General features: G+C 59.4%; 19 protein-coding genes. 5 read left to right on the forward strand and 14 right to left on the reverse strand.

Annotated elements, in window-relative coordinates; genetic code table 11:
• The first annotated feature begins 41 nt into the window (after positions 1-41).
• From LHL23_RS20335 to LHL23_RS20345, 3 genes are all read left to right on the forward strand, one after another.
• On the forward strand, positions 42-656 hold the full coding sequence (locus tag LHL23_RS20335) for a TetR/AcrR family transcriptional regulator (protein WP_226431315.1): 615 nt from the start codon (positions 42-44) through the stop codon (positions 654-656).
• A gap of 68 nt (positions 657-724) precedes the next feature.
• Positions 725-2,134, forward strand: coding sequence for an aldehyde dehydrogenase family protein (locus tag LHL23_RS20340; protein ID WP_226431316.1), 1,410 nt, complete (start codon positions 725-727; stop codon positions 2,132-2,134).
• Between the two features lie 79 nt (positions 2,135-2,213).
• Entirely contained in the window at positions 2,214-3,482 is a 1,269-nt protein-coding gene (locus tag LHL23_RS20345) for an aspartate aminotransferase family protein (protein WP_226431317.1), read from the forward strand.
• A gap of 100 nt (positions 3,483-3,582) precedes the next feature.
• Here the strand turns inward: LHL23_RS20345 and LHL23_RS20350 are convergent, their stop codons facing one another.
• From LHL23_RS20350 to LHL23_RS20370, 5 genes are all read right to left on the reverse strand, one after another.
• Complete coding sequence (locus LHL23_RS20350) at positions 3,583-5,256, reverse strand: recombinase family protein (protein WP_226431318.1); 1,674 nt, start codon at positions 5,254-5,256, stop codon at positions 3,583-3,585.
• Positions 5,253-6,296, reverse strand: coding sequence for a tyrosine-type recombinase/integrase (locus tag LHL23_RS20355; protein ID WP_226431319.1), 1,044 nt, complete (start codon positions 6,294-6,296; stop codon positions 5,253-5,255). The genes LHL23_RS20350 and LHL23_RS20355 overlap by 4 nt, the downstream gene beginning before the upstream one ends.
• On the reverse strand, positions 6,293-7,993 hold the full coding sequence (locus tag LHL23_RS20360) for a site-specific integrase (protein WP_226431320.1): 1,701 nt from the start codon (positions 7,991-7,993) through the stop codon (positions 6,293-6,295). Before LHL23_RS20360 ends, LHL23_RS20355 begins: the two co-directional genes overlap by 4 nt.
• Before the next feature lie 138 nt (positions 7,994-8,131).
• Positions 8,132-8,368: a helix-turn-helix domain-containing protein gene (locus tag LHL23_RS20365; protein ID WP_226431321.1), complete on the reverse strand. Its 237-nt coding sequence runs from the start codon at positions 8,366-8,368 to the stop codon at positions 8,132-8,134.
• A 180-nt stretch (positions 8,369-8,548) separates the two neighbouring features.
• Positions 8,549-9,382, reverse strand: a complete 834-nt coding sequence (locus LHL23_RS20370; protein ID WP_226431322.1) for a hypothetical protein — start codon at positions 9,380-9,382, stop codon at positions 8,549-8,551.
• Positions 9,383-10,766: 1,384 nt separating this feature from the next.
• Between LHL23_RS20370 and LHL23_RS20375 the strand changes: the two genes are divergently transcribed.
• Positions 10,767-12,371 (forward strand): ATP-binding protein, encoded by a 1,605-nt coding sequence (locus tag LHL23_RS20375; protein WP_226431323.1) that lies wholly within the window; start codon positions 10,767-10,769, stop codon positions 12,369-12,371.
• A gap of 104 nt (positions 12,372-12,475) precedes the next feature.
• Here LHL23_RS20375 and LHL23_RS20380 read toward each other — a convergent pair whose 3' ends face one another.
• The 5 genes from LHL23_RS20380 to LHL23_RS20400 all read right to left on the reverse strand — a co-directional run bounded on the left by LHL23_RS20380 (position 12,476) and on the right by LHL23_RS20400 (position 18,402).
• Entirely contained in the window at positions 12,476-13,495 is a 1,020-nt protein-coding gene (locus tag LHL23_RS20380; protein ID WP_226431324.1) for a GAF domain-containing protein, read from the reverse strand.
• A 739-nt stretch (positions 13,496-14,234) separates the two neighbouring features.
• Positions 14,235-15,224 carry a glycosyltransferase family 4 protein gene (locus LHL23_RS20385; RefSeq protein ID WP_226431325.1) on the reverse strand — a complete coding sequence of 330 codons (990 nt, stop codon included), beginning with the start codon at positions 15,222-15,224 and terminating at the stop codon, positions 14,235-14,237.
• Positions 15,221-16,219: a glycosyltransferase family 2 protein gene (locus LHL23_RS20390; RefSeq protein ID WP_226431326.1), complete on the reverse strand. Its 999-nt coding sequence runs from the start codon at positions 16,217-16,219 to the stop codon at positions 15,221-15,223. The genes LHL23_RS20385 and LHL23_RS20390 overlap by 4 nt, the downstream gene beginning before the upstream one ends.
• A 20-nt stretch (positions 16,220-16,239) precedes the next feature.
• Positions 16,240-17,163 (reverse strand): glycosyltransferase family 2 protein, encoded by a 924-nt coding sequence (locus LHL23_RS20395; protein WP_226431327.1) that lies wholly within the window; start codon positions 17,161-17,163, stop codon positions 16,240-16,242.
• Between the two features lie 3 nt (positions 17,164-17,166).
• Positions 17,167-18,402 (reverse strand): oligosaccharide flippase family protein, encoded by a 1,236-nt coding sequence (locus tag LHL23_RS20400; protein WP_226431328.1) that lies wholly within the window; start codon positions 18,400-18,402, stop codon positions 17,167-17,169.
• A gap of 201 nt (positions 18,403-18,603) precedes the next feature.
• Between LHL23_RS20400 and LHL23_RS20405 the strand changes: the two genes are divergently transcribed.
• Positions 18,604-19,800 carry a polysaccharide biosynthesis/export family protein gene (locus LHL23_RS20405; RefSeq protein ID WP_226431329.1) on the forward strand — a complete coding sequence of 399 codons (1,197 nt, stop codon included), beginning with the start codon at positions 18,604-18,606 and terminating at the stop codon, positions 19,798-19,800.
• Here the strand turns inward: LHL23_RS20405 and LHL23_RS20410 are convergent.
• The 4 genes from LHL23_RS20410 to LHL23_RS20425 all read right to left on the reverse strand — a co-directional run bounded on the left by LHL23_RS20410 (position 19,797) and on the right by LHL23_RS20425 (position 25,287).
• Positions 19,797-22,319: an ATP-binding protein gene (locus LHL23_RS20410; RefSeq protein ID WP_226431330.1), complete on the reverse strand. Its 2,523-nt coding sequence runs from the start codon at positions 22,317-22,319 to the stop codon at positions 19,797-19,799. The two genes, LHL23_RS20405 and LHL23_RS20410, sit on opposite strands and share 4 nt — an antisense overlap.
• Positions 22,320-22,376: 57 nt before the next feature.
• Complete coding sequence (locus tag LHL23_RS20415) at positions 22,377-22,883, reverse strand: molybdopterin-dependent oxidoreductase (protein ID WP_226431331.1); 507 nt, start codon at positions 22,881-22,883, stop codon at positions 22,377-22,379.
• A gap of 101 nt (positions 22,884-22,984) precedes the next feature.
• Positions 22,985-23,872: a UTP--glucose-1-phosphate uridylyltransferase gene (locus LHL23_RS20420; protein ID WP_226431332.1), complete on the reverse strand. Its 888-nt coding sequence runs from the start codon at positions 23,870-23,872 to the stop codon at positions 22,985-22,987.
• Between the two features lie 23 nt (positions 23,873-23,895).
• Positions 23,896-25,287 (reverse strand): WecB/TagA/CpsF family glycosyltransferase, encoded by a 1,392-nt coding sequence (locus LHL23_RS20425; RefSeq protein WP_226431333.1) that lies wholly within the window; start codon positions 25,285-25,287, stop codon positions 23,896-23,898.
• Positions 25,288-25,515 lie beyond the last annotated feature (228 nt).

Consider the following 25,515-nt stretch of genomic DNA (forward strand, 5'->3'; position numbering starts at 1 on the left):
GTTAAACTCAAATCCGACAAATTCGGAAGGAGGCCCGACGCATGGCCGAAGGAGAAAAACAACTTTCTCTGCGCGAGCGCAACAAGCTGCGGACACGCAGGGAAATCCACGCTGCGGCGCTGGAGGTGTTCCAGGAGGAAGGCTTCGCAGGCAGTTCGGTTGACAAGATCGCGAAGACGGCGGGCACATCGAAAGGGACTATTTACGTCTATTTTCCCGATGGGCTCAACGACATCTACCGCGAGATTTACGCCGACCTGAGCAAAAAGATCCTGAATGCCGGATGTAACGCGCGCGATGCTGAATCAGATCCAGTGAAACGCATAATGGCCTTGGCCGCAGCTCTTTTGGAGTTGTGTGCGCAGCCGGAAACTGGGCGGTTCTACAGTTTGCTCAGTCCAACGCTGCGGCCGGTTCTTGCACCGGTTCTGGGCCAGGCCTCGAGTGAGTTCACCGTCATGGTGGCTGAGGATGTCCAGGCGCTGCGCAACAAAGACAGTGCTGCGGACGCCACCGTTTTTGCGGAGCTGCTGGTTGGTGCCATGCGTGAGGCCGCAAAGATCGTGAGCGACGCGCCGCGCAAAAAGAAATCGCTGCTCGCCGGGCTGGAAGCCCTTGCCGCCGGTCTGGCGCGCAGCCCCGACCGAACCGCTTAACACCGTGGCCCGTCCGGCATTGCCTGTCTGGCCGCATGAGCCTGAACAGACAATGCCGGAGGCGCATAATGAAAACTTACTCCCTGATCATCGGCGGGAAATCCGTCCCCACACCCAAGCATTTCGAAGTCCGCAACCCGGCAAACGGCGGTGTGGTCGGAAGCGCGCCCTGTGCCACCAAGGAGCAGCTGGACCAGGCGGTCGATGCCGCTGAAAAAGCCTTTGAGAAATGGCGCAGAAGGTCGAGCAAGGACCGCGCTGCGGCCTGTGAGAAGATTGCCCAGAAAATTCAAGAAAACGCCGAGGAGCTGGCGCAGCTGATCACCCGCGAGCAGGGTAAGCCGCTCAATGGCCTCGGATCCCGCTGGGAAGTTGGCGGCGCCGTGGCCTGGACTGGCTATACCGCCACGCTGGATACCCCCGTCGAAGTGCTGCAGGACACCAATGAAGGCAAGGTGGAGATGTACCGCAAGCCGTTGGGTGTTGTCGGTTCGATCACCCCGTGGAATTTCCCGGTCATGATTGCAATCTGGCATATCATCCCGGCAATCCGCGCAGGCAACACGGTTGTCATCAAGCCGTCGCCCTTCACACCCTTGGCCACGATCCGGCTGGTGGAGCTGATGAATGAAGTTCTGCCGCAAGGTGTCGTTAATTGCATCACCGGCGAGGATTTCCTTGGCGCCGAAATGTCGTCGCACCCCAAGATCCGCAAGATCGTGTTCACCGGCTCCTGTGCCACCGGCCAAAAGATCATGCGCAGCGCGGCGGAGACCATGAAACGCCTGACACTGGAGCTTGGCGGTAACGATGCTGGTATCGTGCTGCCGGACGTGGATCCCAAACAGATCGCCGAGGGGCTTTTCTGGGGGGCGTTCATCAATGGTGGCCAGACCTGTGCAGCCCTGAAGCGTCTTTATGTGCATGACAGCGTTTATGATGATGTCTGCAAGGAACTTGCCGAGTTCGCCAGGAACATCGAAGTTGGTGACGGGATGCTCGAAGAGAGCATCATCGGTCCGGTTCAGAACAAGGTGCAGTACGACAAGGTGTCCGAACTGGTTGAGGATGCCAAGAAGGTTGGCGGCAAAGTGCTGCTGGGCGGAAAGGCACAGCACAAGGGACCGGGGCATTTCTATCCGCTGACTCTTATTGCGGATCTGGACAATGGCACTCGGCTTGTTGACGAAGAACAGTTTGGCCCGGTGCTGCCGATTATTCGCTACAGCGACGTGGATGAGGTCATCAAGCGGGCTAATGACAACCCGAACGGTCTGGGCGGGTCCGTCTGGAGCCGCGACAGCAGCAAGGCCAAGGAGGTAGCCTGCCAGTTGGAGTGCGGGTCTGTCTGGATCAACAAGCACGGCGCCATTCAGCCTAATGCCCCGTTTGGCGGCGTGAAAGCCTCGGGGATCGGTGTCGAATTCGCCAAGGAAGGCCTTGAAGAATACACCGATATCCAGGTCGTGTTCTCGTGAGAGCCGAGACTTCTCTGAACAGGGGGTTTGCATGAAAAATGCTTTTGACAAGCCAAAGATGTCGGCGAGGGCGCGGTTGATGATGGCCAGAAGGGAACGGCTCCTGGGGCCGAATAATCCGACCTTCTACGATGATCCGGTGCATTTTGTGCGCGGTGAAGGTGTCTGGCTGTTCGACGCGGACGGCCGACGCTATCTGGATGCCTACAACAATGTGCCCCATGTGGGGCACTGCCACCCGCATGTGGTCGAGGCGATCTCGCGGCAGGCCGGCCTGTTGAACACTCACAGCCGGTATCTGCATGACAATGTCCTGGACTATGCCGAACGCCTGACAGCCACTTTCCACCGCAGCCTGTCAACGGTCCTGCTGACCTGCACCGGCAGTGAAGCCAATGACGTGGCGCTGCGCATGGCGCGGGCTATAACCGGCAAGCACGGGGTGATCGTCACCGACTTCACCTATCACGGAAACACCAGTGCAGTCATGGAACTGGCCACGCTGATCCCGCGCGAGGACGGGTTCAGCACGCATCTGCGGACCATCCCGGCGCCGGACAGTTATCACCTTGAGCCGGGTGAGAAGGATGAAACCGATATGGCCGCCCGGGTGCTGGCGCACCTGGATGCGGCAATTTCCTCCTTGGAAGAGGCGGGGCACGGGGTGTCCGCAATCATGTTGTGCCCGATTTTTGCCAATGAAGGCTTCCCGGATTTGCCCCCGGGTTTTCTGGACCGCGTAGCCAAACGTGTGCGCAAGGCAGGCGGTGTTGTAATTGCCGATGAGGTGCAGCCGGGTTTCGGGCGGACCGGTGCGGCGATGTGGGGCCATCAGTACTCCGGGTTCACCCCAGACATCGTGACAATGGGCAAACCCATGGGCAACGGCCATCCCATTGGCGGCGTGGTAACCACTCATGACATCATGCATGCCTTCCGGACCAAGAACGTCTACTTCAACACATTTGGCAGCAATCCGGTCTCCTGCGCTGCCGGCCTGGCTGTTCTAGATGTGATCGAAAATGAAAACCTGATCGCGAACGCGGCGGAGGTCGGGGCCTACGCCAAAGAGCGTCTGGAAAAGATGGCGGAGAAGTTTGGTTTTCTTGGTGACGTCAGAGGGGCGGGCTTGTTCTTCGGAGCAGAGATTGTTCATCCAGGTGAACAAATCACAGCGGACAAGAAACTCGCGAAGAAGGCGGTGAACCTGATGCGCGAAAACGGAGTGATCATGGGGCTTCTAGGAAGGAAGGAAAACCTGTTCAAGATCCGTCCGCCGATGCCGTTTTCCAAGACAAATGCTGACCACCTTTTTGAAGTGATGGATCATGTCCTGAGCCGACTGTAGGAGTGCAGGTTAAGCCGATGCTGAAAGTTGGAAGGGCGAGAGAACGCTTAAGGGGGGCAAGCCTGCAGGCGGACATGGAATTCGTCTCGTTGGGCGGCGGCTACACAAATGTAGAGAGGGCAGGTAGGATACGGCGGTTGCCTGCTCCCGCAACCACTTTTACTGAACACTCAAGCGTGTTCCCGTAAAGCCCTTCTCCGGAAGGGCTTTTTGCGTCTTGGGCCAGACCGATCATCGCTGCCAGCGCGCCTTCGAGAGCCACCGTGACCTGGCCGTTCTCATGACTCACCACCACGCGTTCGATGAGCCCGCGCACGGTCTCAAGAGCCTCTGTGCGGATCTCGGGGTCTGCCAGGGTGGCAGCCAGTTCAGCAACCTTCTTGCGGTAAAGTTCCGAGAGAATGGGATTGAACCGAACCTGCGCCGGGGCAGGAGCTGTGAGCTCGGTATCGATTTCTGAGATGCGCGCCTCCAGTTCTTCCAGCCGGACCTGAAGACCGGATGTGCGGAGGCCTTCGGCAATCGCATCGTAAAGCCCGTCAAGTTTGCGGCTGGTGGTGGCGCGTTCGGCCTTGAGCCGCGCGCGAGCCGCTTCCTGGCTGTCAGCTTCGGTGTTGGCGGCCTTTGTGAATGCCTTGACGAAGGCGGCGACGGCATCGGGCTGCATCAGCCTGGCGCGCAACAAGTTCAGCACGGCCTCTTCCAACACCGGCCGGCGCACGGATTCCTTGTGGCTGCAGGTTCCGAGCTTACGTGCGGCGGAGCAGGCAAGGTAGTCCCGGCCCGCAGCCGCCAGCGGCCCGCCACAGCTGCCGCAGAATGCAAGCCCGGTCAGGAGATGCAGCTTACGCCGCTTCTCCCAGAAGCGGGTAGCTTTCATGGCCTGTACCCGGGGCTCGGCCTCAATTTTCCCCTGGCGCGCTTTCACGGCCTCCCAGAGGCTGTCATCGACGATGCGCAGCTCCGGCACCTCTGTGGTAATCCAGTCAGACGGATCATTGAGGCGCGAGACACGCTTGCCGGTTTGCGGATCTTTCACGTAGCGAAGCCGGTTCCAGACGAGGCGGCCGATATAGAGTTCATTGTTCAGGAGCCCGGTGCCGCGCACGCGGTGTCCGCGTATTGCCGTATCCCGCCAGAGTTTGCCGCGGGGGCCGGGAATGGCCTCGTTGTTCAGGCGCCGGGCAATGGCCTTGGGAGAGTGCCCGGCAGCGAAGTCCGCGAAGACGCGCCGGATGATGGCGGCCTCGGCTTCATTGATGCGCCGCTCACCGGTCACCGGCAGCCTGTCGGCGCCAAGGCGGCGGATCACGTCGTAGCCATAGCTGTTACCACCGCCGGAGCGCCCGGCTTCGACGCGCCCGCGCAGACCGCGGCGTGTCTTTTCAGCCAAGTCTTTCAGGAAGAGCTGATTCATGGTGCCCTTGAGGCCCACGTGCAGTTCGCCGATCTCTCCCTCGGCCAAGGTGACGATACGCACTCCGGTGAAGGAGAGGCGTTTGTAGATCGCCGCAATGTCGGCCTGATCACGGCTGAGCCGGTCCAGGGCTTCCGACAGCACCACATCGAACTGGCCGTCCTGTGCGGCTTGGAACAGCGCTTGCAGGCCGGGCCGCAGCATGGAAGCGCCGGAGATGGCGCGGTCGGAGAAGTTGTCGGCGACACGCCAGCCTTCGGATGCGGCACGTTCCCGGCAGAGCCGCAGCTGGTCCTCAATCGACGCCTCGCGCTGCATCTGGCTGGAATAGCGGGTGTAAATGGCAGCTCGGGTCATTGGCGATTCTCCTTCAGCCGGGCAATCAGGGAGGCATAGTCGCGTCCTGCCTCGATAGTCTGTGCATGGATGTAGTGCCGTTCGGCTGTTCTGAACCCCTTGTGTCCGAGGACGCCGCGAATGAGGCGCGCACTTTCGGGCGAGCTTCTTGCCAGGGTCGTGGCTGCGGCATCGCGAAAGAAGTGGGGTGGAACCCGAACGCCGGTCATGCGTAGGGTTTGCCGGGCGATGCACCGCCCAATGCCTGCGTAGCGCAAGCCGTTCCCTTTGCGATTAAGCCAAAGGCTGGAGATGTTGCTTTGGCCGCGCTGCGCCAAAAGGGGGCGGGCTTTGTCAATATAGGCACGCAAAGCTGTCGCAGCCTGAGGAGGAACCTCTGCCTCCCAGGGCTGGCCGGTCTTGCTCAAGTCTTCCGGAATGGAAACCAGGATGAGATCCTGACCGACAGTGACCGAGCTACCGAGTTCCAAGCCTGCGAGTGCGCGCAGGCGCATAGGCATTAAGGCTAGAAGTGCGATCGTCGCGCCGTCCCGCATTTCAGTTGCCGCGAAGAGCGAATGATTCAGGCGCTGCGCCGAAGTTTCGACCAATTCAAGCCCTGCTTCCAGCAGGACGGCGCTTGAGAGTATACGGCCCTGCTTGCGGGTTTGCGCGCCGCGCCCGGCGCGGCGCTTCAGGCGCGCGCGTAGCCGTGCCTCTTCGGACCAGCAGCAGCCAGGATCTGCGGTCATGGCGACCCTCAGCACCCCGTCCACGAGCATGAGGCGCGTCATGTCCGCCAGGCGCTCAAGACTGCTTAGCCAATGCACCAGCCGTGCGTGTGTCACCCTGTCTGTGGGCGCGCAGGTAAGCGCGGCGGGCTCTGCCATCGCCAGCCACTTCAGCCACTGCCCGTAGCGCAGTGCCAGCGTATGGCGCGATGTCTCGCGCAGATGGACGAGCGGGCCCTGGCCGTCGAGCGGGCCGCCTTCTGCGAAAAGGGTGTGCCACATCGCCTGGTCTGCGGCGGGCCATTCGGGGATAGGCAGGATGAGGCTCATACGTTCCCCTCCTTAAGCCCGGCAATCAGATCGGCAAAGGCGCGGGTCGCGGATTTGGCTTCCATGCCCGAGTACATGTTGATCGTGTGGCTCAGCTCCGCGTGCCCAAGCAGGCGGCGCGCAGCCTCGTAGCCGCCGGGATTGGCATCGAGCCAGTTCATCACCGCGAAATGGCGAAAGAGGTGCGCATTGACCGTGAGACCGGTCTCCTTGCGCACACGCCGCGCTATGCGCCCTGCGAGAACCGAGGGGTCGACGGCGCCTTCACCCGACCGCTGCGGAAAAAGGTAGGGTGTGCCTGCCGGGCACATGTAAGGAACTCTGGACGCAAGGTGGGTATCGACAAGACGCACTAAATCCGGTGGAAGCTCAAATTCGATCGGGCGGCCGGTTTTTGTGTCGTCTTCAGTGAGGCTAAGAAAGACGCGCCCATCACCGGGGCGCTGAATATGGCGATCAAATTCCAGACCGGCGAGGTTCTTCACCCGGATGGGGCACACCAGCAGGATGGCGATGGCCAGCGCGTCTTCATGGGCGAGGGCGGTTAAGTACGGCTGTTTCTTGCCCGGCGGTCGCTCAAAGATCTGCTCCGGCAGCTGCAGAAGGCGGAGCCTGTGTTTCGGCTCCTGTAGCAGACGGAGGCGTTCCCGGTTCTTTGGCGTCATGCCATTCTGCGGGCGGGCAGCCACCTTGGAGGCAAGCATCGTCAATTGTTCGCGCGTTTCCTGAGAAGCGTCGAAGACCTTGGCAAGGTTGCGCAGCAGCGCTGCCATCTCACTGATGCTGCGGGATGTCTTGTTCCCGTTTCTGGCAAGCATCTGCCGCAGGCCGCGTTCGGCAATCGCGGGATCGAGCAGGAAGGCAACACCGGTGATCTCCGAGGCGTCCAGGCCCGAATGCACCAGCTCGGAGGCAAAGTGCATGATCTGGCGGCGGTACTGCTTCAGGGTTGCGGGGCGCAGAGCGCGGCTCCGGCCGCTTTCTGACAGCGGATCTGCATTGCCCAGGCTGGCAATAAGTACATTGGCATCATCTTTGAACGCGGCCGGGAACGCCTCCTCCGAGATGCGGATTTTCTTTTGGCGGTTGGGCAGCGCAATGGGATTTGCAGGCCAGCCCGGAACCCGCCGAATGGCGAGGTTCCATCCATTGACCGCCGCTCTGTAGCTCGTTTCCGGGTTCTTGCTGATCTCGTTGTGTTCGAGGGCATCGCGATAGGCTAGAGCGTGCTGTTCTCTCACTGCGCCAGGGTCAACCGCAATGCGGTTCAGGAAATGCACGAAGCGGACAAGTGCGGTCTGCAGGGTCTTGTCGTCCATCGCGCGGACCTGTTCCCACAGAAGGCGCCAGGGTTCGCTCAGATCGCCAATGCGGCGATGGCGCCGCTCAAGGATGCCGTGTTCGGCCATTGCCGCCCGGGCATTGCTCACCGCGTTCTGCCATGTCTTTGGCTGGATGCCGATCAGCGCAGGGCTGACCTTGGAAAGCCGGGGTTGAAGCCACCGGCCGTCGCAGGGAATGTCACTGGGTGGGAGCCCGAGCGCATGTGCGACACGCTTGAGACCAGAGATCATGTCGCGCTGGCGGGTAGGGAACAGCGAGCCCTGTGCGGAGATGCTGTCGATCAGATCCTGGAAGCTGAGTGCGCCTGCCGGAACGAACGCATGATCGAGAGAAATCGCCGTCTGCTGTGTCATCGGGATGGCCTCACACTGGTCAAAGTTGGTCTCGGGTGGACAGCTGGGGACAGGCCGCCCGATTCGGGAGAACTCTAGCACAGATAGTCCGCAACTTACGGGCAGGGGGTCTTCCCGAAAGGTGGGTAAGTTGTTGACTTAAAGGGACTTAGAGGGTCGCTGTGCCTGCCAGGCGCAGCGGCGGCGGTAGGCAACGTGAGCCTCCGGATGGATGCGAACAAGACGGCCGCCGGGGCCAACCCGGATCACCTCGAGCAGTCCCGCGGAGATCGCGCGGCGTACGGTTTTTTCTGACACGTTGTCTTCCAGCGCGACTTCCTTGACCGTCTTCAAACGGGCGCTTGGATTATTTGCAACTTTTGTCTTTGCGGGCATTGGGATTGGCCTCCTCTTGGCAGTTGCCGGAGACATGCGCGTCTTTCGCAGCCGCATCGCCTAGCAGGCGGGCGAGGGTGAGGGCAGCATCGCTGACCTGGTCTAGGTCAGATGTACCTTGCTGTCGTTTGGAGGAAGCACGTGTCATGGGCTGACCATGACCGCGCAGCTATGACCACTCTAAGTGTATTGATTGCCGAATTCTGGAGGAGCCCAGAATTCTTCCTCTTCGCGGGTGAGCGCATCACGAAAACGGTCAATGTCCTTGCGGATCGTTTCGCCGCTTAGCCTGTGGCTCGGGACGGTGACCATCCGGACTACAGTTTGGATGAACTCGATCAGGAGGCCCTGCCGCTGGCCACCTCTTCGGCCATCTGAGAATGTCGTGTAGGTCAACGGATGGCCGGCGTCTTTCCAAGCGTAGCAACAAGTCTCTACGATGTACTGGCGCCGCTTGTCGTGTGCCCGGCGTTTATCGCGTGGAGACATATCTGCCGCTGCGCCAAGTGTTCTGCGAAGGCGCTCAAGGGCAGCATGGATGTCCGGCGTGATTGCTTCTGAGTTTTCCAAGGCGGATACGGCTTGCGGCAGCAAGGTTGCGTCCTCAGGGCTAGCCGCAAAATATGGAGATAGCTTTATAAGATCCGCCAACAGTTCTTGTCGCGTGCAAGCACCGTTCTTGAACTGACGGACCAGCTTTCTGAGAAACGTCCTGCCCTTCTCAATGGCCTGTGCCCGGTTAACCTCGAGCAGATTGATCGCGACGTCGTTATCGTTATTGAGGCAGTGTCCCAATTCAATCGAAAGCCGCTCCACAAGTTCATTTGATAACGAAAACCTGTTCAATAGATTGGTTTTCATATCAGCCGTGAGCGCCCCATCCACGCCGTAGCTGCCAAGCCGCCAAGCTGTAGAGCATTTCACGCCGTCCATATGCAGGTAGATCGAATAATCCTCCGCCTCGTACGCTTCTACTTCATTGGCTTGTCTAGAGGCTTTGGTTTCTTCCTGCATCGCTACCCTCACGTTGGCCAAAGCGCCGCGGTTGCTCTCTTCCCCTGTAACCCATCCAAAAGGATAACTTCAGGACATTTTCAGGAACGATGAGATGCGAGGCGACTCAATTCCCAAAACCGTTACACATTCGAATGAGAACAGAAAGGGAACAATTTGGCCGGTGAAGATACTGGCAACCACGCTGGCCCGAACCGCCTGCGCTATGTGAGGGCTACGGCGCTTCGGGCCAGCTCTCGTTCTGCCAAAGGCAGGTTCGGGTGGCGGGGAACAAAAACGCAAATCAATACACTTATACAGTAGAACCGCGAATACGGAGGTTTCAGGCCGGGACCGGGCTCAGCCCGTCTCCGTTGCGCCTGGTTTACACTCGTTGCTTTTCCTCGCGAACGACCTTGAAAAGCGGTGACCACGGCGCGCTCGCCTGCCGGCCTCGAAAGACGAGCTATGGTTCGGGGACTACCCCATCCCGCGCCGACGTGGCTCCTTCTGGCCCGGCGCAGAAACGTGACAACAAAACCCACCGGCCGGTGAAGCTGCCCTCAGGCGGCTTGATGGATCGGGGATCGCCAAGATCATGCGTGACCGGGGCGGGGCAGGTGAGAAGCCTGCGGGGAAGCGGCTGGCCACCGACAAATGGCATCGCGTGGATACGAGCCAGGAAGCGAAGGGCCTTCCCCTGCAAGACGGGGGGAAGGAGCGGGGGCCGGGTATTGTCCAGTTAAAATTCTAAGTTTCAAAAGTTGTTATGCTAAACGTCAAACCGTGCGGCTAGGGGCGGTTTCTGAATTAGTAGACGCGGCGATGCTTGCCGCACTTGGTGCATTCCTGACCGATGCCAGGCGCCAGCGCTTGAAGTCGCGTCACCCGCCAGTCGTGGCGGCAGATCAGTGGCCGGACTGTGCGAAGCGCGGGAATCGTTAGGCCTGCAGCGAGAGCGAGGGCGAACATCCAGGCTATGAGCGTGCCGATGATCGCCATCAGTACGGCGAAGAAGGGAACTTCGTTGGCTTGCGCCCAAGCAAAAATGCATCTGCCATAGTACCTCCGGGCGGTTTCTGGACGCATGGCTGCGGAGGTCAGCGAAGGGCCGAAACGAGCCCTTAGCTGCCGCTAGGTTGGCCCATCCACGTTGCTCTTGCAGCGTGATACGATGGTCTTACAATCGACCTTGGTCAAGCATCATGGCGGAAGGCCTCAAATGCTCGCGGAAGCAGAAACCTATCGTAAAAAATTGCAATCCACTCGAGCTTTTCATGAAGCTTAACTTTTTTAGCGTTGATTAAAGGTTGGTCGGCGTGACCGACGATGCGACTGAGAGCATTCTGCAACTCTGAAGCCCTTTCACTTTCGGGAGTTGTGCTGAAATAGTGTGAGGATTTTAATGAGTATCCGGAAAAAACTTTTTCTTATCCTGTGCCTATTCCTTCTTCAGCTGGCAGTGATTGCAGGAGGGGTATTTTTCCAAAACAAGACTGACGAAACATCGATTCGAAAAACTAGGTTGGCGCATGAGAACCTGGATACCTTACTGGTACTCTCGGAAGTTTCGGTCAGACAGTTAAAAGAGATCGCCGACTTTCTATTATCTGACGAAACACAAGACCTATATGAACACCGCGCATTTGGTGGGGAGATAAAGGAGTTATTCGCACTGCTGGGGCAGCTGGCCGAAGAGGAAGTCCAGCTAAATCAAGTTCTTGGAAAAGAAGCGGCCGAACAAAACAGAACGCTTCTCAGAGAACTTGGAACCTTGCATTCTGAAATCAGCCAAGAAGTGTCAGTGACGCTCTCGCTCGCAGCGGACGGCCGTAAAAATGAAGCAATCGCGCGCCAGGAAGATGTCATCGAGGAATTGTTTGATGAGCGGTACTCACCGCTGATTGAAGAGCTGAAAGAAAACTGGCACGCAGCAGCGGATCAGGTAGCAGTCAGCGCAAGCCGTAACGCAGCTTTTGCCAGAGATCTAGTAATTGCAGTCTCCGCTCTCCTCACTGTCATCGCCATGTTCATCGCATATCAGGCCGTCAGGGGAATTTCTGACCAAGTATCGGGTTTGATACATGCTGCTCAGAGGATCGGCGAGGGACATCTGGATACGCGGATCGTTGCCAGCAGCCGGAATGAACTCGGTAGCCTAGCTGCCGCGTTGAACTCTATGGCTGAGAAACTGCAGGATTATACGGATGCATTGGCCCAGGCCAGATCAGAAGCCGAGGCCGCGTCCAATGCCAAGGGCGAATTCCTTGCAAACATGAGCCACGAGCTTCGGACCCCAATGAACGGCATCCTGGGCATGACCGAAGTTCTGAACGAGACCGATCTCGACGAAGAGCAGCGCGAACTCACCAGCACTATTTCCAGCTCGTCCAACGCTCTCCTCTTGGTAATCAACGACATTCTAGATTTTTCAAAGATCGAAGCCGGCCAGCTCCGGATCGAGGCTGCACCGTTCGAACTGAACGCGGTCGTTGAAGATGTTGCAGCGCTATTGTCGCCGCTGGCTCAAGAGAAAGGACTTGAGATCTATTCCGATTTCGAGCTGCCTGTACCGGTGCGGGCAAACGGAGATGCTGGCCGTCTTCGTCAGTGCTTGATCAATCTGGCTGGCAACGCTTTAAAATTCACAGAGGAAGGCCACGTCCGTATTCTGGTCCGTCCGGCTCTTGGTTCGCAGCTCGTAATTGAAGTGCAGGACACAGGTGTTGGGATCCCCGAGGATAAGAAGGAGGCAGTATTTGCGGCATTTGAACAGGTGGAAAACGGCTATACCCGAAGCTTTGATGGCACCGGGCTCGGACTATCGATCACGCAGCGCCTCATAAAGTTGATGGGTGGAACTATCTCGCTGACCTCGCAGCCTGGGAAGGGATCGGTCTTCGCTATACAGCTTCCGCTCCTGGAGGCGCAGCCAGCCCTTCATCCGGAGCGGTCCAACAATGCACTTCTGAGCGGGCAAACTGTGTCACAAGCCTCGCTCTCATCATGAGCAGTGCAGCTGTAAGCGTCAGGCCTGTATGATCAGAGGTGCTTTGAGCCCTTTGATCGTACGGGTAAATCGGGAAAGAAAGCGAATTGGATCTGAACACCATCTCAGGCACACTTGTGAAGCGCCGAACGGCGTCTCAGGATCTCAAAACCTAGCCTGTCCCGTAAGATGGTAAGCAGTTCTGTTTCGAGCTTGTGCGTGGTGATAGGCGCGTTGTGGAAGGCGACGAAATGCCCAACCGTGTTTCCTAAGGCATCGTCTACCCGAACACCAAGATATGCATCAAACGGAGCGGTGCGGTATCTTTCTTGATTAGGATAGGCATCCGCCAACCCGCTCTGGATCCGGAACTCTTCAAGGGTTTCCAGATGTTCACATGGTCTGCCCTCATATGTGAGAGATTTACCTTCCATCTCCCGCAGCCATTGCCCGCCCTCGCAATAAGCAAGAATGTTGAAAAGCCTTTTGTCAGCTTGCGAGCATTCAGCCGCAAACACGGCGTTAACGCCTAATAGCGCTTGAACCTGCTGTGTAATCAGGTGAAACACTCCCCCTGAGGAATGTATGTCCGGTCCGCGAGCCAACGCTTTCAGGATCCGCATCATGCGCAGATTCTCCAACTCGGCCGCAATCCGGTTGGCAAAATCACTGATCGTGTCGAGGATTTGGTCGCACTCCGCTGAGGAGGTCTGACGCCTCCAGCCAAGCTGTATAAGACCGATCACTTCTCCATGTATGTTGGAGACCGGATAACCGATGAAGCTCTCCAGACCCTTTTGCTGGAGTAAGTCATCCTTCGGAAATGCGGTTTGCACATCCTTGTGTACCAATACCAGCTTCGCGCTTTTGATTGCTTCCAGACAAGGTGTGAAACAGGCATCATATTCGAACTTCTCAAGCGACTCGTCATCCATCCAACCCGCCTGGACTTGAAAGCGCTCCCTGTCGGTCACTCTCAACTCGCTGACTGCGATAAAATCCACCTGAGCAACCTCCTGTAAGAGATCGACGAAAGTTTGCAGGAACTCCTGGCCGGTTCTTGATGAAAGCAGTTCGAGGTCATTTGATAGCTTGGCCAATTTCAGTTCTCCTGATGGGCCAACGAGTGCTTGTACTTCACGCACGATTGACCCTCAGCCCGTTGTTTTCAATGTCTTTCCGCATCAGGTCAGGACCATCAGCAAAAGGCCGTCGATGCCAGGCTGCACATGTGTCTAGGCTGAAGATGCTACCTTCCCGCGCTTTCCGTCAAGTTACCGCAGAGCGTTTGCGGTTAGCAGCCTGATCGACATCGAACGTGGCTTCATTGTCGACGCCTAAGTGACTTCCGCAGGCTGGCTAAGCTCTTTCCCTCACCGCAGCAAGTTCGAAAGCCGTGGGCTTTCTTCCCATCCACTGCAGCGTGCTTAGGCGCGCGGTTTGAGCCCATATTACCGACCTAGCAGTTGCAGCAATTTGCAGTTGCAGCGGAACTGCGCGAGTTATGCCAACACAAAGCCGGTTTTGAGGGAACGCAGCAACTGTTGCACGGCGGCCTGCAAAACCCGACCTTGCTCCACTTCGGAGCACGATTGAAACTGAGATCAGGCGACTAGGAATAGACAGCCTTTAACAGAAGCGTCAGCGCGGGCCTTCTAAGAAGTGGGAAATGTACACAGAATATGCATCGGCCAGAGGTGTTCCGCTCAGCAATTCGTTGGGTGCGGGCAGCACCGTTCAGGCAGGGGCGCCGCCGGTAGGTCTGCAGGCTCCACTCTTCGGGAACCAAGAAAACACGCCGACCGGATCGAAGCTAACGAAGCGTTCTCAGATTCGTGCAGTTAACTCTCGGCACTCAAAAACACAGCCCGCAGGTGAACCCCCTCACTGTGAAGCAATGCCAGGAGACAAAAACAGCGTTCTCCAACAGTCGGAAAAATGTCTTTCGTAGTTGTGAGCGCGCCCTAGCCCGCGGGGGCGCGGCGGTGCTGCAAAAAGCTCCTCTAGTGCGCTCTTCCAGGGTTTAATTCCTGCGCCGTCAACCAGTGCGGCTCCATGGGGCAAGTGATCCGTAAGTCCATCGACGTTGCTGACAAGCAGCCTGCGTCCCGCTGCCAGGGTTTCAATCGCAACCAGTCCGTAGGCCTCCCATCGCGACGGCATTATTACCGCGTCAAGACTGGCCAAAGCCATCACCGGGTTGGAAGAAAAGCCTTTGAATTGTATGCGGGGATCACCGGCGGCGAGGTCACGGAGTGGCTTCTCCTCCGCCCCTTGCCCGAAGATATGAAGGGCTAGGTTGGGGTCGCTGAGTTCGCGGAAAGCCTTGATTAGTATATCAAACCCCTTCTGCGGTTCCAGCCGTCCAATGGCACCGATTGTCTTCACCGCGCCCTCTGGCGGTGCCAGTTTCCGGAAAGCAGACAGATCAACGCAGGAGGGAATGACATGCAGAGCGTCCGGCCGCACGAAACCCTCATCCCTCAGCCACTTCCCCTGCGCGGCACTGACGGCAACGACATCGTGGAACAGGGCATATGAAAGCTTGAGGAGAGCGCCGAACCGCCGTTTCCGTCTTACATTCAGAACTGTGAAGCATTTGGTGTAACTGTGCTCGACATGAACAAACCGTGCTGCGGGGTTCAAGACACGTAATGCGGCCAGCAAGGGTAGAAGGCGCCAGCTTATCGCAAGATGCGAAATGATCACATCCGCTTCCACCCGCCCTATGCAAAGCCTGTTCCGTTTCACCTCCAGCAAACTGTGATCAGCCTCGCGCGTAAGATCAGGCGTTGTCATCATGTGGCCGACGACGCGCATCACACCGCCTGCGGTGGTGTCATCAACCAGGTGGATTACGCGGATAACGGTCATGACATTGCCTCGGTCCGGTGTGCCCGTGCGGCCAGGTCCATTGTTTTCCGCAAAGCCTTCGGCCCGGTCACGGCAAGCAGCGCAGTCGCCGCCAGGGTTGCTCCGGACTTCAACGGCTCCTCCCAAAGCGGCCGCAGGGAACAGGCAAGCCACGCCCTGGCAAGATGCACAGCGCGGCGGCTGTCCAGATCGCTGATGGCGCGCCGGTTGAGGTAGCGGAGCTGATATGCCCGCGCCACTCCTGTTTCTTCCGCAAAAAGCTTGGGGTTGATCTGTGACAGCTTGCGAACCATCCGCTCCCAGGCGGCAAGCTGGTGGTTTGTCGCCGCCGAAAGCCCGCCTGAATTGATCCGGTAGCGTGTGAGCAGGCCCGGGATCCCTTCGAATGCCCAGTTGGTCGTCAAGGCAATCCGCAGCCAGCATTCGATGTCCTCGGATTGGCGGAAAGTTTCGTCGAAATACCAGTCGCGCTCAGACTCGGACCGGGGCCGGAAAGCGATTTCGTCAAACACTGCCCGCCGGATCACGGCCGCAGATCCGTTTCCGACCGGGTTGCGCTTGAAAATGTGTTTGGCATCGATGTTTTGCAGCCGCGGCCGCTGCGCCTGGCCCGTAAGGGTGCCATCTTCCGAGATGAACGCAGATCCGGCATAGCTTATGCCTACATGGGGCTTGGCCTCCAGATGGCTGATATGGCGGGCCAGCTTTTCCGGCTCCCACAGGTCATCTGCGTCGCAAAACGCCACAACATCGCCCTGTGCGCCAGCAATACCCGAGTTGCGCGCTCCAGCAAGGCCGCGGTTTTTCTGGTGAATCACGCGAAAGCGCGGGTCGCTGCAGAAGCCCGCAGCAATTGCGGCTGTTGAGTCTGTGGAGCCGTCATTGACCACAATGACCTCAAACTCCGTACAGGTTTGCCTCTGCAAGGAAAGAAGAGTGTCAGCGAGCGTTGTCTCGGCGTTGAAAGCAGGAACGACAATTGATGTGAAGGCCATGGTTGTGAACCTCGAGAAAGTTAACGGGAAAACAGGTTCCGGCGCAGCGGCCGGGGCAGGAACGGTGCCAGCAGTGAGCCGACCAATGTCAGGCCGCCCCTGCGGAACGGGGAGAAAAATCCGCGCGGGCTTTTGAGAATGCCGGACGCAGCTTGTTTCAGCGCATAAGCCGGAGCCCCATTCAGACGAAGCGCCCGACGGGCAAGGTAGCGGTGGTGAATGGCATGAGAGGCGGCGCTTGGAACCACGCCAAAACCGGCGGCGGTTGCAATTGCCTGTTCACGGCCTGCCCGCATTGCCTCAAGATCCGCCGACAATCCTTCAACGGAAGTGCGGTAGTAGGTATGCAGGCTGTCAATTCCGCTCACACGCGCGCAACCGCCAACCAGGCGGATCAGCCACTCCAGGTCTTCGTTGTGGACCATTGCCTCGTCAAAGCCGCCGGTCGCCGCAAAGACCCTGCGCCGCACGGCAAAGTTCGACATGGTGCAGACCGGGTTTTCCCCCAGCAGCATGGCGATAGTCAGATCCTGCACGGGAACTGTTGAAAACACGCGTGCATTGGCCGGGTTGGCGCGGAAGAAACCGATCCGTCCATAGGCACCATCGACGGCCCCCTGCCGGAAGCTCGCTCGGAGCTGCGACAGCTTATCCCGGTGCCAGATGTCGTCCGCATCGCAAAACGCAATCACATCACCGCAGGCGTGTTCCATTGCGCCGAAGTTGCGGGCCGCACTGGGGCCTTTCCCGGGGTTGCGGACCAGCCGGATCCGGGCATCGGCAGCGGCAGCGGCCCGCACCAGGGTGCGGGTCTCATCCATTGAACCGTCATCAACCACAACCGCCTCCCAATCGGCGCAGGTTTGCGCCTGGAGCCCGGCCAGGGTTTCCCGGATCGTGGCGGCAGCGTTGAAGCTGGGAATGACTGCGGAGAAATACGGCATGTCTCAAACCTCTGCGGTGCGGTGGCGGAAGGCCATGGAAAGGGTTGGCAGCGATGCGCCCGTCATCATCAGCGCTGCGACTGCGGCATAGCCGGCGGCAACGACTGTCAGGCCGTAGGGCGCAAGCAGGCAGGTGTTCAGTATCAGCGCCCCGGTGGTGGCGAGCGTGACCCGGAATTCCTGCCCTGGCCGGCCGTTTGCCCGCAGCCAGCCAGCGGTTGCGGACCACAGCGTGGTCGGGATCGCAACCAGGCACAGGATCGACACAACACCTTCGATGCCTGCCCAGCCCGCCCCGAACAGGACCGGGACATAGAGCGGGGCCAGCAGCGACTGCGCGATGACAGCCGGTGCGATGATCCCGATTGCCAGCAGCACGCTTTGGCGCAGCGCCTGCAGCTTGTCCGCGCTGGCACAGAGATGCGGGAACAGAACGGTGGAGAAAGCCACGGTGAAGGAGTTGGAAAGGCTGAGACCGGCATTGAAGGCCATGAAATAGAGGCCAAGCGTCTCTGCCCCCATCAGGGCGCCCACGATAACCTTGTCGGCCTGCAGGCGCAGCGCCTTGACCAGTTCGACGCCCAGCACCGCCCATCCATAGGTTAGGAACGGGCGCAGCGGTGCAAAGCCTTGGGACGGGTCGGGGCTCCAGGGATGCAGGCGGCGCATTGCGACCAGCCAGAACGGCGCTGTCAGCAGGCGCGGCAGCACCAGCACGAGAGCGGACGGCCAAAGCAGCGCCAGCACCACCGACATCAGGTTTGACGCCACGATCTGCGTGCCCGAAATGGCGGCAGTCTGGCGCAGCTTTCCTGCCCGCATGGCGAGGCCTGCCTGCACCAGCCCGGCGGGCATGAACAGGTATTCACCCGCCAGAATGAGGATCAGCGCCAGCAGCATACCGCTGCCGCCGCTGGCATAAAGCACAAGCCCCGCCAGCGACTGGAACAGGAACAATCCGATGCACCAGACCCAGAAAATGCGTTGCGCGGTGGCACAGGTCTGCTGCAGCTGAGCCTGCGGGGCCGCGATGATCTTTTGAATGACGCCGTTTTCCGTCAGCGATTTGACGATATCGGCCGCCGCCAGGGCTGCCGCGGCATTGCCGATCTGATCCAGGTCGAGCGTGCGCGCCACCGCGACAACCACCAGAAGCCGCGAAACCTTTGCAGCCGCCTCAGACGCACCGTAGGCAAAGAGGTTCTTTGCGAAGGAGGGAATTTGCAAGGTGCGGGGCATCGGGACCTGTCCATAGAGCTGTTGGATCAAGTCATAGCGGGCTGGAGAACCTGCTGTCCCTCGCCCCCAGGGACAGGGCAATGGTGCAACAGAACTGTTCCATATCCGAAAGGATAGCGCTGCGATATCAACGGGCTCTCGACCGCTGTGGCCGAATTCCGTATCACCAGTACAACCCGCAGTGATCCCGCGAGCAGTTCAATGAAGAAACCCCTCAGAAATGGAACGGCAATTCTGGCGATCTTGTCTTTGAGCGGCTGCGCGCAGATCGACCCGCCTGACAACCTGGAGCCGGTTGCCTCTGGTGACGGGTATCAGGCGCAATACCGTGAACCGGAGGTGTCCCGTAGCGAAGCCGGTTTTCTGCAGTCTCAGACAATGAACGAGTCCAGGTGCCGCCCCGCCGCCGGCGGAACCGGCGGCAAGGGCGCTGGAACAGCGCAGGCTGCGTTGGCAGGCGAGCGGTTCACCCGCAATGACCTGGTGAACGTGCGTGTCGGCGATGATGAGACCTTCAATGGCGACTACGTCATCTCGCGGGATGGTACGCTGAAGCTTCCCTTCCTTTCACCGATCCGTGCGCAGGGCCGAACGGCCATCCAGATCGAGGAGGACATTGCCGCGAAACTGATCGCCGAAGACTTCTACTCTGACCGGCCGCGGCTGTCGGTCCGGGCAGCTGATTTTGCCTCGGTCACGGTCGGTGTTTCAGGAGCCGTCTTTGAGCCTAAAGCCGTAGAAATCGGCGGTGTTCCAGGTGACGAAGTGGATTCCCGCAGGCAGGGCGCACTGGGGGCCTCGACCGAAGCGCGCAACCTGTCTGCCGTATTGCGTGCGGCCGGCGGTGTACGCCCGGATGCGGACATTTCGGCAGTCGAGGTGCGGCGCGGCAGCAGCCTCTACCTGCTGGACATGCGCGGAGTGTTCGACGGCCAGAATGCGGTCGATATCATGCTGCTGACAGGCGATCAGGTGCATGTACCCAGCCGCGGGTGCTTCCAGGAAGACCTGATGAGGCCCAGCCCCATCAGTCCGCCGGGGGTGACACTGTTCTTGTCGAACCTCACCCAGCCGGCAGCCGGCAATGCGCTCGCTGCCATTGGCCGCGAGGTGCGCGAGTTTCCCTATGGCACACGGTACCTGCAGGCGGTGGTGGACACCAACTGCGTGGGCGGCGCCCGCGCCACCAGCGCCAACCGCTCTTCCGTCCTGTTCTCCCGCAATCCGGTCACACAGGTGTCTGTCGTCATCGAGCGGAGGATCGAAGATCTGCTGCGGCGCGCTGACAGGGACGACTATGACCCCTTCCTCCTGCCAGGGGATTCCATTGCCTGCTATGACAGCACAATCACCAACCTGGGTGAGGTCGGCAGGCTCATTGGAGCCTTCAACTACTAAAACAGATTGAGCACCGGCTTGGTGGAGGTCCAGGCATTTCTTAACGGGCTCAGCGCGTCTTCTGCCGCTTGACGTTCCTGGCTGAGCGCCGCTTTCTCGAGACGGATCAGCGCACTGCGAAGCTCCGGAAGCCCGAAGGTTGCGGCGCTGCCGGCAATCCGGTGGGCTTCGACTGCGGTTTCGTTCGCAGCCAAATCCTGCCCGTTCTCAAGGCTTTTGAGGAAGGCTTCCATTTCAGCTGCAAAGCGGTTCAGGAGGGGTTTCAACGCCTCGGCACCAACCGTTTCTTCCAGTTCGATTAGCTGCTGCGACCGCAGCGCAGCACCTTCCGGTGCTGGCGGAGCCGGGGAAGGGTGATCTGCAATCAATTGCAACAGGCCTTCACGCGTCAAAGGTTTGGTCAGCACATCATTCATACCGTCCTTCAGAAAGGCTTCCTGCTCCTCTGCCATTGCGTTTGCGGTCACGGCAATTATCGGCGCGCGCGCTGACGCGCCACCGCCTTTCCGGATCGCCCGCGCGGCGCTGCGCCCGTCCATGACCGGCATGCTGATGTCCATTAGGATCAGGTCAAAACCTGTTTCTTCTGCCATCTCGACCGCTTCCCGGCCGTTGTGCGCTTCGGTCACAAAATGCCCCTGTGCTGTCAGCATCTCCCGGGCGACATGGCGGTTGATCTCGTTGTCTTCCACCAGCAGGACATTTGCCCGCTTCCTGGCGGGCGCAGTAAACTGGGCCTCCCCCTTCGGCTCAGGCGCCGCAATGGCCTGAACAGGGAAGCTGATAGTGAAGACACTACCTTCTCCTGGAGTGCTTTCGACAGTGATGCGTCCACCCAGCGCTTTCACAAACCGCTGGGCAATCCCCAGACCCAGCCCGGTTCCCCCGACTTCCCGGTCATAGGAGCTGTCTCCGGTCGCGAAATCATCGAAGATATGCGGCAGCAGGCCCGGATCGATACCTATACCTGTATCCCGCACCGAAATGCGCAGGATGGTCTTTCCCTCTTCAGCGGCACTGGCCTGAGCGGTGATGGAGATCCGCCCGTCTTTCGTGAACTTGACTGCATTGCCGACGATGTTCATCAGAATATGCTGAATGCGGTCCCGATCCGCGTGAACCCAGTTGAGCGGTGCCCCTGTCCAGCCCCACTCCAAAGTGCTGCCGTTGCCCGCCGCAGCACCGCTTAGACTGTCCACGATGTCCTTCAGCAAAGTGCTGATATTCATGTCTACCGTGTGCAGCCGCAGTTTGCCCGCGTCGAATTTGGTAATGTCCAGAACATCCGAAATATGGCTCATCAGCAGTTTGCCGGACGTCTGCATGTTTCGGATGTAGCGCGATTGCCGCGTGCTGAGCCGTGTTTCCTCCAGCAGTGTCAGATTGCCCAGCAGCCCATTCAGCGGCGTACGGATCTCATGGCTCATGGTGGCCAGGAAATCGGTTTTGGCTTTCTCGCCGGCCATGGCACGGTCGCGGGCCAGAACAAGTTCGGCCTCTGCCTGCACCTGATGGGAGATGTCGCGCAAGAAAGCGATGAAGACCTCCCCGTCTTTGGTGTCCGCTGACTGGATGGCAAGCTCCACGGGGAAAACTTCGTCGTTCGCCCGCTTTGCCTCAAGCTTGAAACGCCCGCTTCCCACGACACGCTTTTCGCCGGTTTTGCGCAGGCGGGCCATGCCGGCCTCATGCGCAGCCCTGTGGTGATCGGGCACAATCAGCTCGCCCAGATCACAACCCACTGCGTCTTTGGCAGAATGACCGAAAATCTGTTCGGCGGCAGCGTTGAAATCCACGATACGCCCCGACGTATCGGCTACGACCACCGCATCAAGGGACGTGCTTGTCACGATGTTCATGCGCTCACTGGCTTCTAGGGCTTGGGTGCGGCGCCGCACGTTCTGCACATTCAAATATGCAAGATAGCAGGCCAGTACAGCCAAGGCGGCAACCAGCACAGCAATCGCAGCAGCCAGCTGCATCAAGGTTCCAGACAGGGCGTTGCGCCGACTATCGGACTCCTCGGCAAAATAATTGAGACCGGAAACGGAGAGGCTGCGGACATCCGGACGGATTGCCTCCGTTTGCGCCTTGAGGGCGGGCAAGGCCTCCTGCAAAGCGCTTGTTTCACTGTCAATGTCAGGCACTACGGCTTCCAGGTAGGCACCTACTGTTGCCAGATTGGCCGCAAACTCCGGCACTTCACGCAAATCGCTGTAAATAGACGCCTGCCGCAGCGTCCGGATGCGGCTGAAGAAAACATCAAACCGCCGCCGGAGGCTGAGAAAGTCCGGTGCCTCCTCCAGCTGCGCCTGCGACAACGCCAAGTTAAACTGAAGAAACTCCACTTCCGTCTGGGACAAAGTCCATTGAATGTTGTCGGAACTGGCCGAATTCAGCCGTGTGATGTCGCGGGAAACATTGAACGCAAGCAAGGCAATAGCTGCAAAACCCATCAGCGCAGGCAGACCAAATGCGGCCAGCCGCAACCAGATCTTGCTCCGTTTTCTGCCGGCCATTGCCATTACCCTCATGAGCGGGCAGCCAGGCGAACGAGTGCTCTTTCGGGCGGTTCGCTACTCGATCACTTCGATGCGGTCGAGCTGCCAGATGCTGCGGGAATAAACCACCTCTGATTGATATTCCGTTTTGCTGTCATAAGGGTAAACAATCCAGAGCGGCCCCTTGTCACGCACCGACATTTCCTCCCCATTGAGCTTGTAGGCAATGATCGGGCCGCCCTCGACAGCATCCGATAATGGGATGTCCACCGCATAGTCATTGATGGCGGTGGCCCGCAGCGTGGTTCCGGTGATGTCCAGACGGTCAACCAGCTGGTCCAGCGGCACGCCTTCAAAATGCTGCACACCCTGCGTCCAGATTGTCGAGGTTTCAAACTCCACGGCACCCAGCCCTTCCAGCATGGCCAGATCGAACTGCGCTGCTCCTTCGGCGTTGTCCGCTTTCACGGCGCCAGACACAGTCAGCACCACCTCACCGGCTGGCTGGTCAAGGCTCGCGGCTGCCAGCGGCTGCGCGGCGAACACGGAAATTGCAATTATCTTAAGCGCTTTAAAAAGCATCGCGCGGCCTCCTTGCTGTTTGATTCAGATATGGCACGACGTGGAGCGGACGCCAAAAGGTTAGACGGATACCCGCCTATCCTTTCGAATAGGTTCCGCAATCATGCGGCCTGCGGAACCGGGGCAACACGCTCGGCAAGAAAGCCAGACAGTTTATGGGCCAGTTCCGGCCGGTCCAGAGCAAAGGCCGCCGTCGCCTGCACAAATCCTTGCACACTGCCGCAGTCGAACCGTTCGCCGTCAAACTGGAACCCGGTTACACCTGCTGAGGGAAGGTCCGCGTTGATGGCGTCCGTCAGTTGCAGCTCTCCGCCTGCGCCCGGGCAAATGGTGCCTAGAGCCTCAAAAATCGAAGGTTCCAGAATATAGCGGCCAACGACGGCATGTGTTGATGGTGCCTGCGCTGGATCCGGCTTTTCAACCATCCCGCGGGCGTGTGCGAGTTTTCCGGCCTCCCGCGCAACATCCAGGATGCCATAGGAGGAGGTCTGCTCACGCGCGACTTTCATGGTAGCCACCATGTGGCCGCGGCTCACCGCATGCGCCTCCACCATCTGGCGCAGCGCCCCGCGCGGCGCCCGGATCACATCATCCGGCAATAGCACAGCAAAGGGTTCATCACCAACCAGGCGTGCGGCCAATCCCACAGCGTGGCCCAGGCCCAGCGGCTTGTTTTGGCGCACAAAGGACAGGGTGCCTTCCGGCATCCGGGTCCGTGCGATGGCCGCCAAAGCCGCTGTCTTGCCGCGCGCTTCCAGCGTGCTTTCCAGAGCGGCGGCAGTGTCGAAGTAGTCCTCCAATGCTCCCTTGCCTGCGGCAGTGACAAAGATGAACTCTTCAATCCCCGCCTCCCGTGCCTCGTCCACCGCGTATTGAATCAGCGGGCGGTCCACCAGCGGCAGCATTTCCTTGGGGATGGACTTGGTAGCGGGCAGAAAACGGGTTCCCATGCCGGCAACGGGGAAAACGGCTTTGCGTATATGTGTCATTTCTTGTCTCCTGGAATGGTAAGTCAGTAAGCACCGCGGCCGGAAATAACCGCGCCAAATGTTCTGAAGATGAGCTGGAGGTTCAGCTTGAGCGAGCGGGCCTTGATGTAGCCGAGGTCCATCTCAATCATTTCCTTGAAGCCGACCGAGGCCCGACCAGACACTTGCCACACCCCGGTGATGCCGGGTTTGACCTGCAGGCGGCCAAGCGCCCGGGGCGGATAATCCGCAACTTCGCACGGCAGTGCCGGGCGGGGGCCGACAATAGACATCTCCCCTCGCAGCACGTTGATCAATTGCGGCAGTTCATCAGTGGAGGTCTTGCGCAGCCAGCGGCCAATACGGGTGATCCGCGGATCATGGCGTGACTTGAAGCAGAGTCCGTCTCGGTCTGAGACGTTCAGGATCTCCGCCCGCCGGGTTTCCGCATCTGCCGTCATCGAGCGGAACTTGTACATGGTAAAGGTCTTGCCGTTCAGCCCGACCCGCGTCTGTTTGAAAATCGCCGCCCCCTTGCTATCTGCCCTTACTGCAAGCGCTGCCAGCAGCAGCAATGGTGACAGCAGCAACAGCGCCAAAAGTGCAACTGTGATATCAAGTGCGCGCTGCTGGACGTCGGCGAGGCGCTTCTGCCGCAGGGCTGCCAGCCCGGCATGGGCCAGGAAGCTGACGTTACCAGTCAGGTAGCGGCGTGCCATCCGGCGCGGCTCCATCGCCAGCCGCCAAACCCACTCCATCCTTGCTGCCCTGACCAGTTCCGGCGCCCGTGCAACCGAGCCGGACAGAAAATCGAACAGCGCGCCTACCCCAAGGGTGAGGTCGGCCTTCAGGTCATCTGCATTGCGGTGCAGCCAAAGTTCCTGCATTGGCACGCCAAGCGCGACCAGCACGATGTCGGCACCGCTTTCGTTGATGTCCGCGACAACGGCCTTGGTGTGCTGTGCTCCCGTATACCCATCGCGGGTGCCAGCAATGCGCAGGCCGGGAATATCGTAGACCAGCCGCGCCGCGGCTGCATCCGCAACTCCCGGCCGCCCGCCGAACAGGTAGACCGATTTGCCCATGCTGGCCGCACGCTGCAATAGCTGCGGCACAAAGTCGGTGCCGTTCAAATTGGCCGTCAGCGAATGACCGGTGAACTTTGCCGCCAGTTCAACTCCGATGCCATCTGGCAGCAGGATATCCGCCCCGGCGACAGCCTCGGCATAGTGCGGGTCGCGGCGGCGGATATTGCAGCAATGCGCGTTCATGAAGAAAGCGCGCCGGCGGCCAGGCGACAGCAGCTTGGCAACAGCCTGATCAGCGCTGCTGTCAACCAGATGGAGGTCCAGCGCAGGCAGGTAGGCCGTGTTCAGACGGTCGGTTTTGACTGCTGGGGCAGCACCGAAACTGGAAGAGGAATATGCAAGTGTCATCTGCTAAGTCCTTGAGCTGTCATTGGTTGCTCTCAGGCTGTTGCAGGCGGCCGCTCCTCTCAACGGAGCGGGAGGACAGGTCGCGGGTCCGTTGGCATTCCTCGCTTGCCTTGCGGCGTGCGAACCTATCCGCCCGGATCAGAATCTATCCAAATGCTTTCCAAGCTGCGGCGAATACGCACGACTTTTGCCGTGCAAGCGCCGCATTCACGCGGTACGTGTAGAGGA

Source organism: Leisingera sp. McT4-56 (assembly GCF_020514995.1).
In the GTDB taxonomy this organism is placed as follows: Bacteria; Pseudomonadota; Alphaproteobacteria; order Rhodobacterales; family Rhodobacteraceae; genus Leisingera; species Leisingera aquaemixtae_A.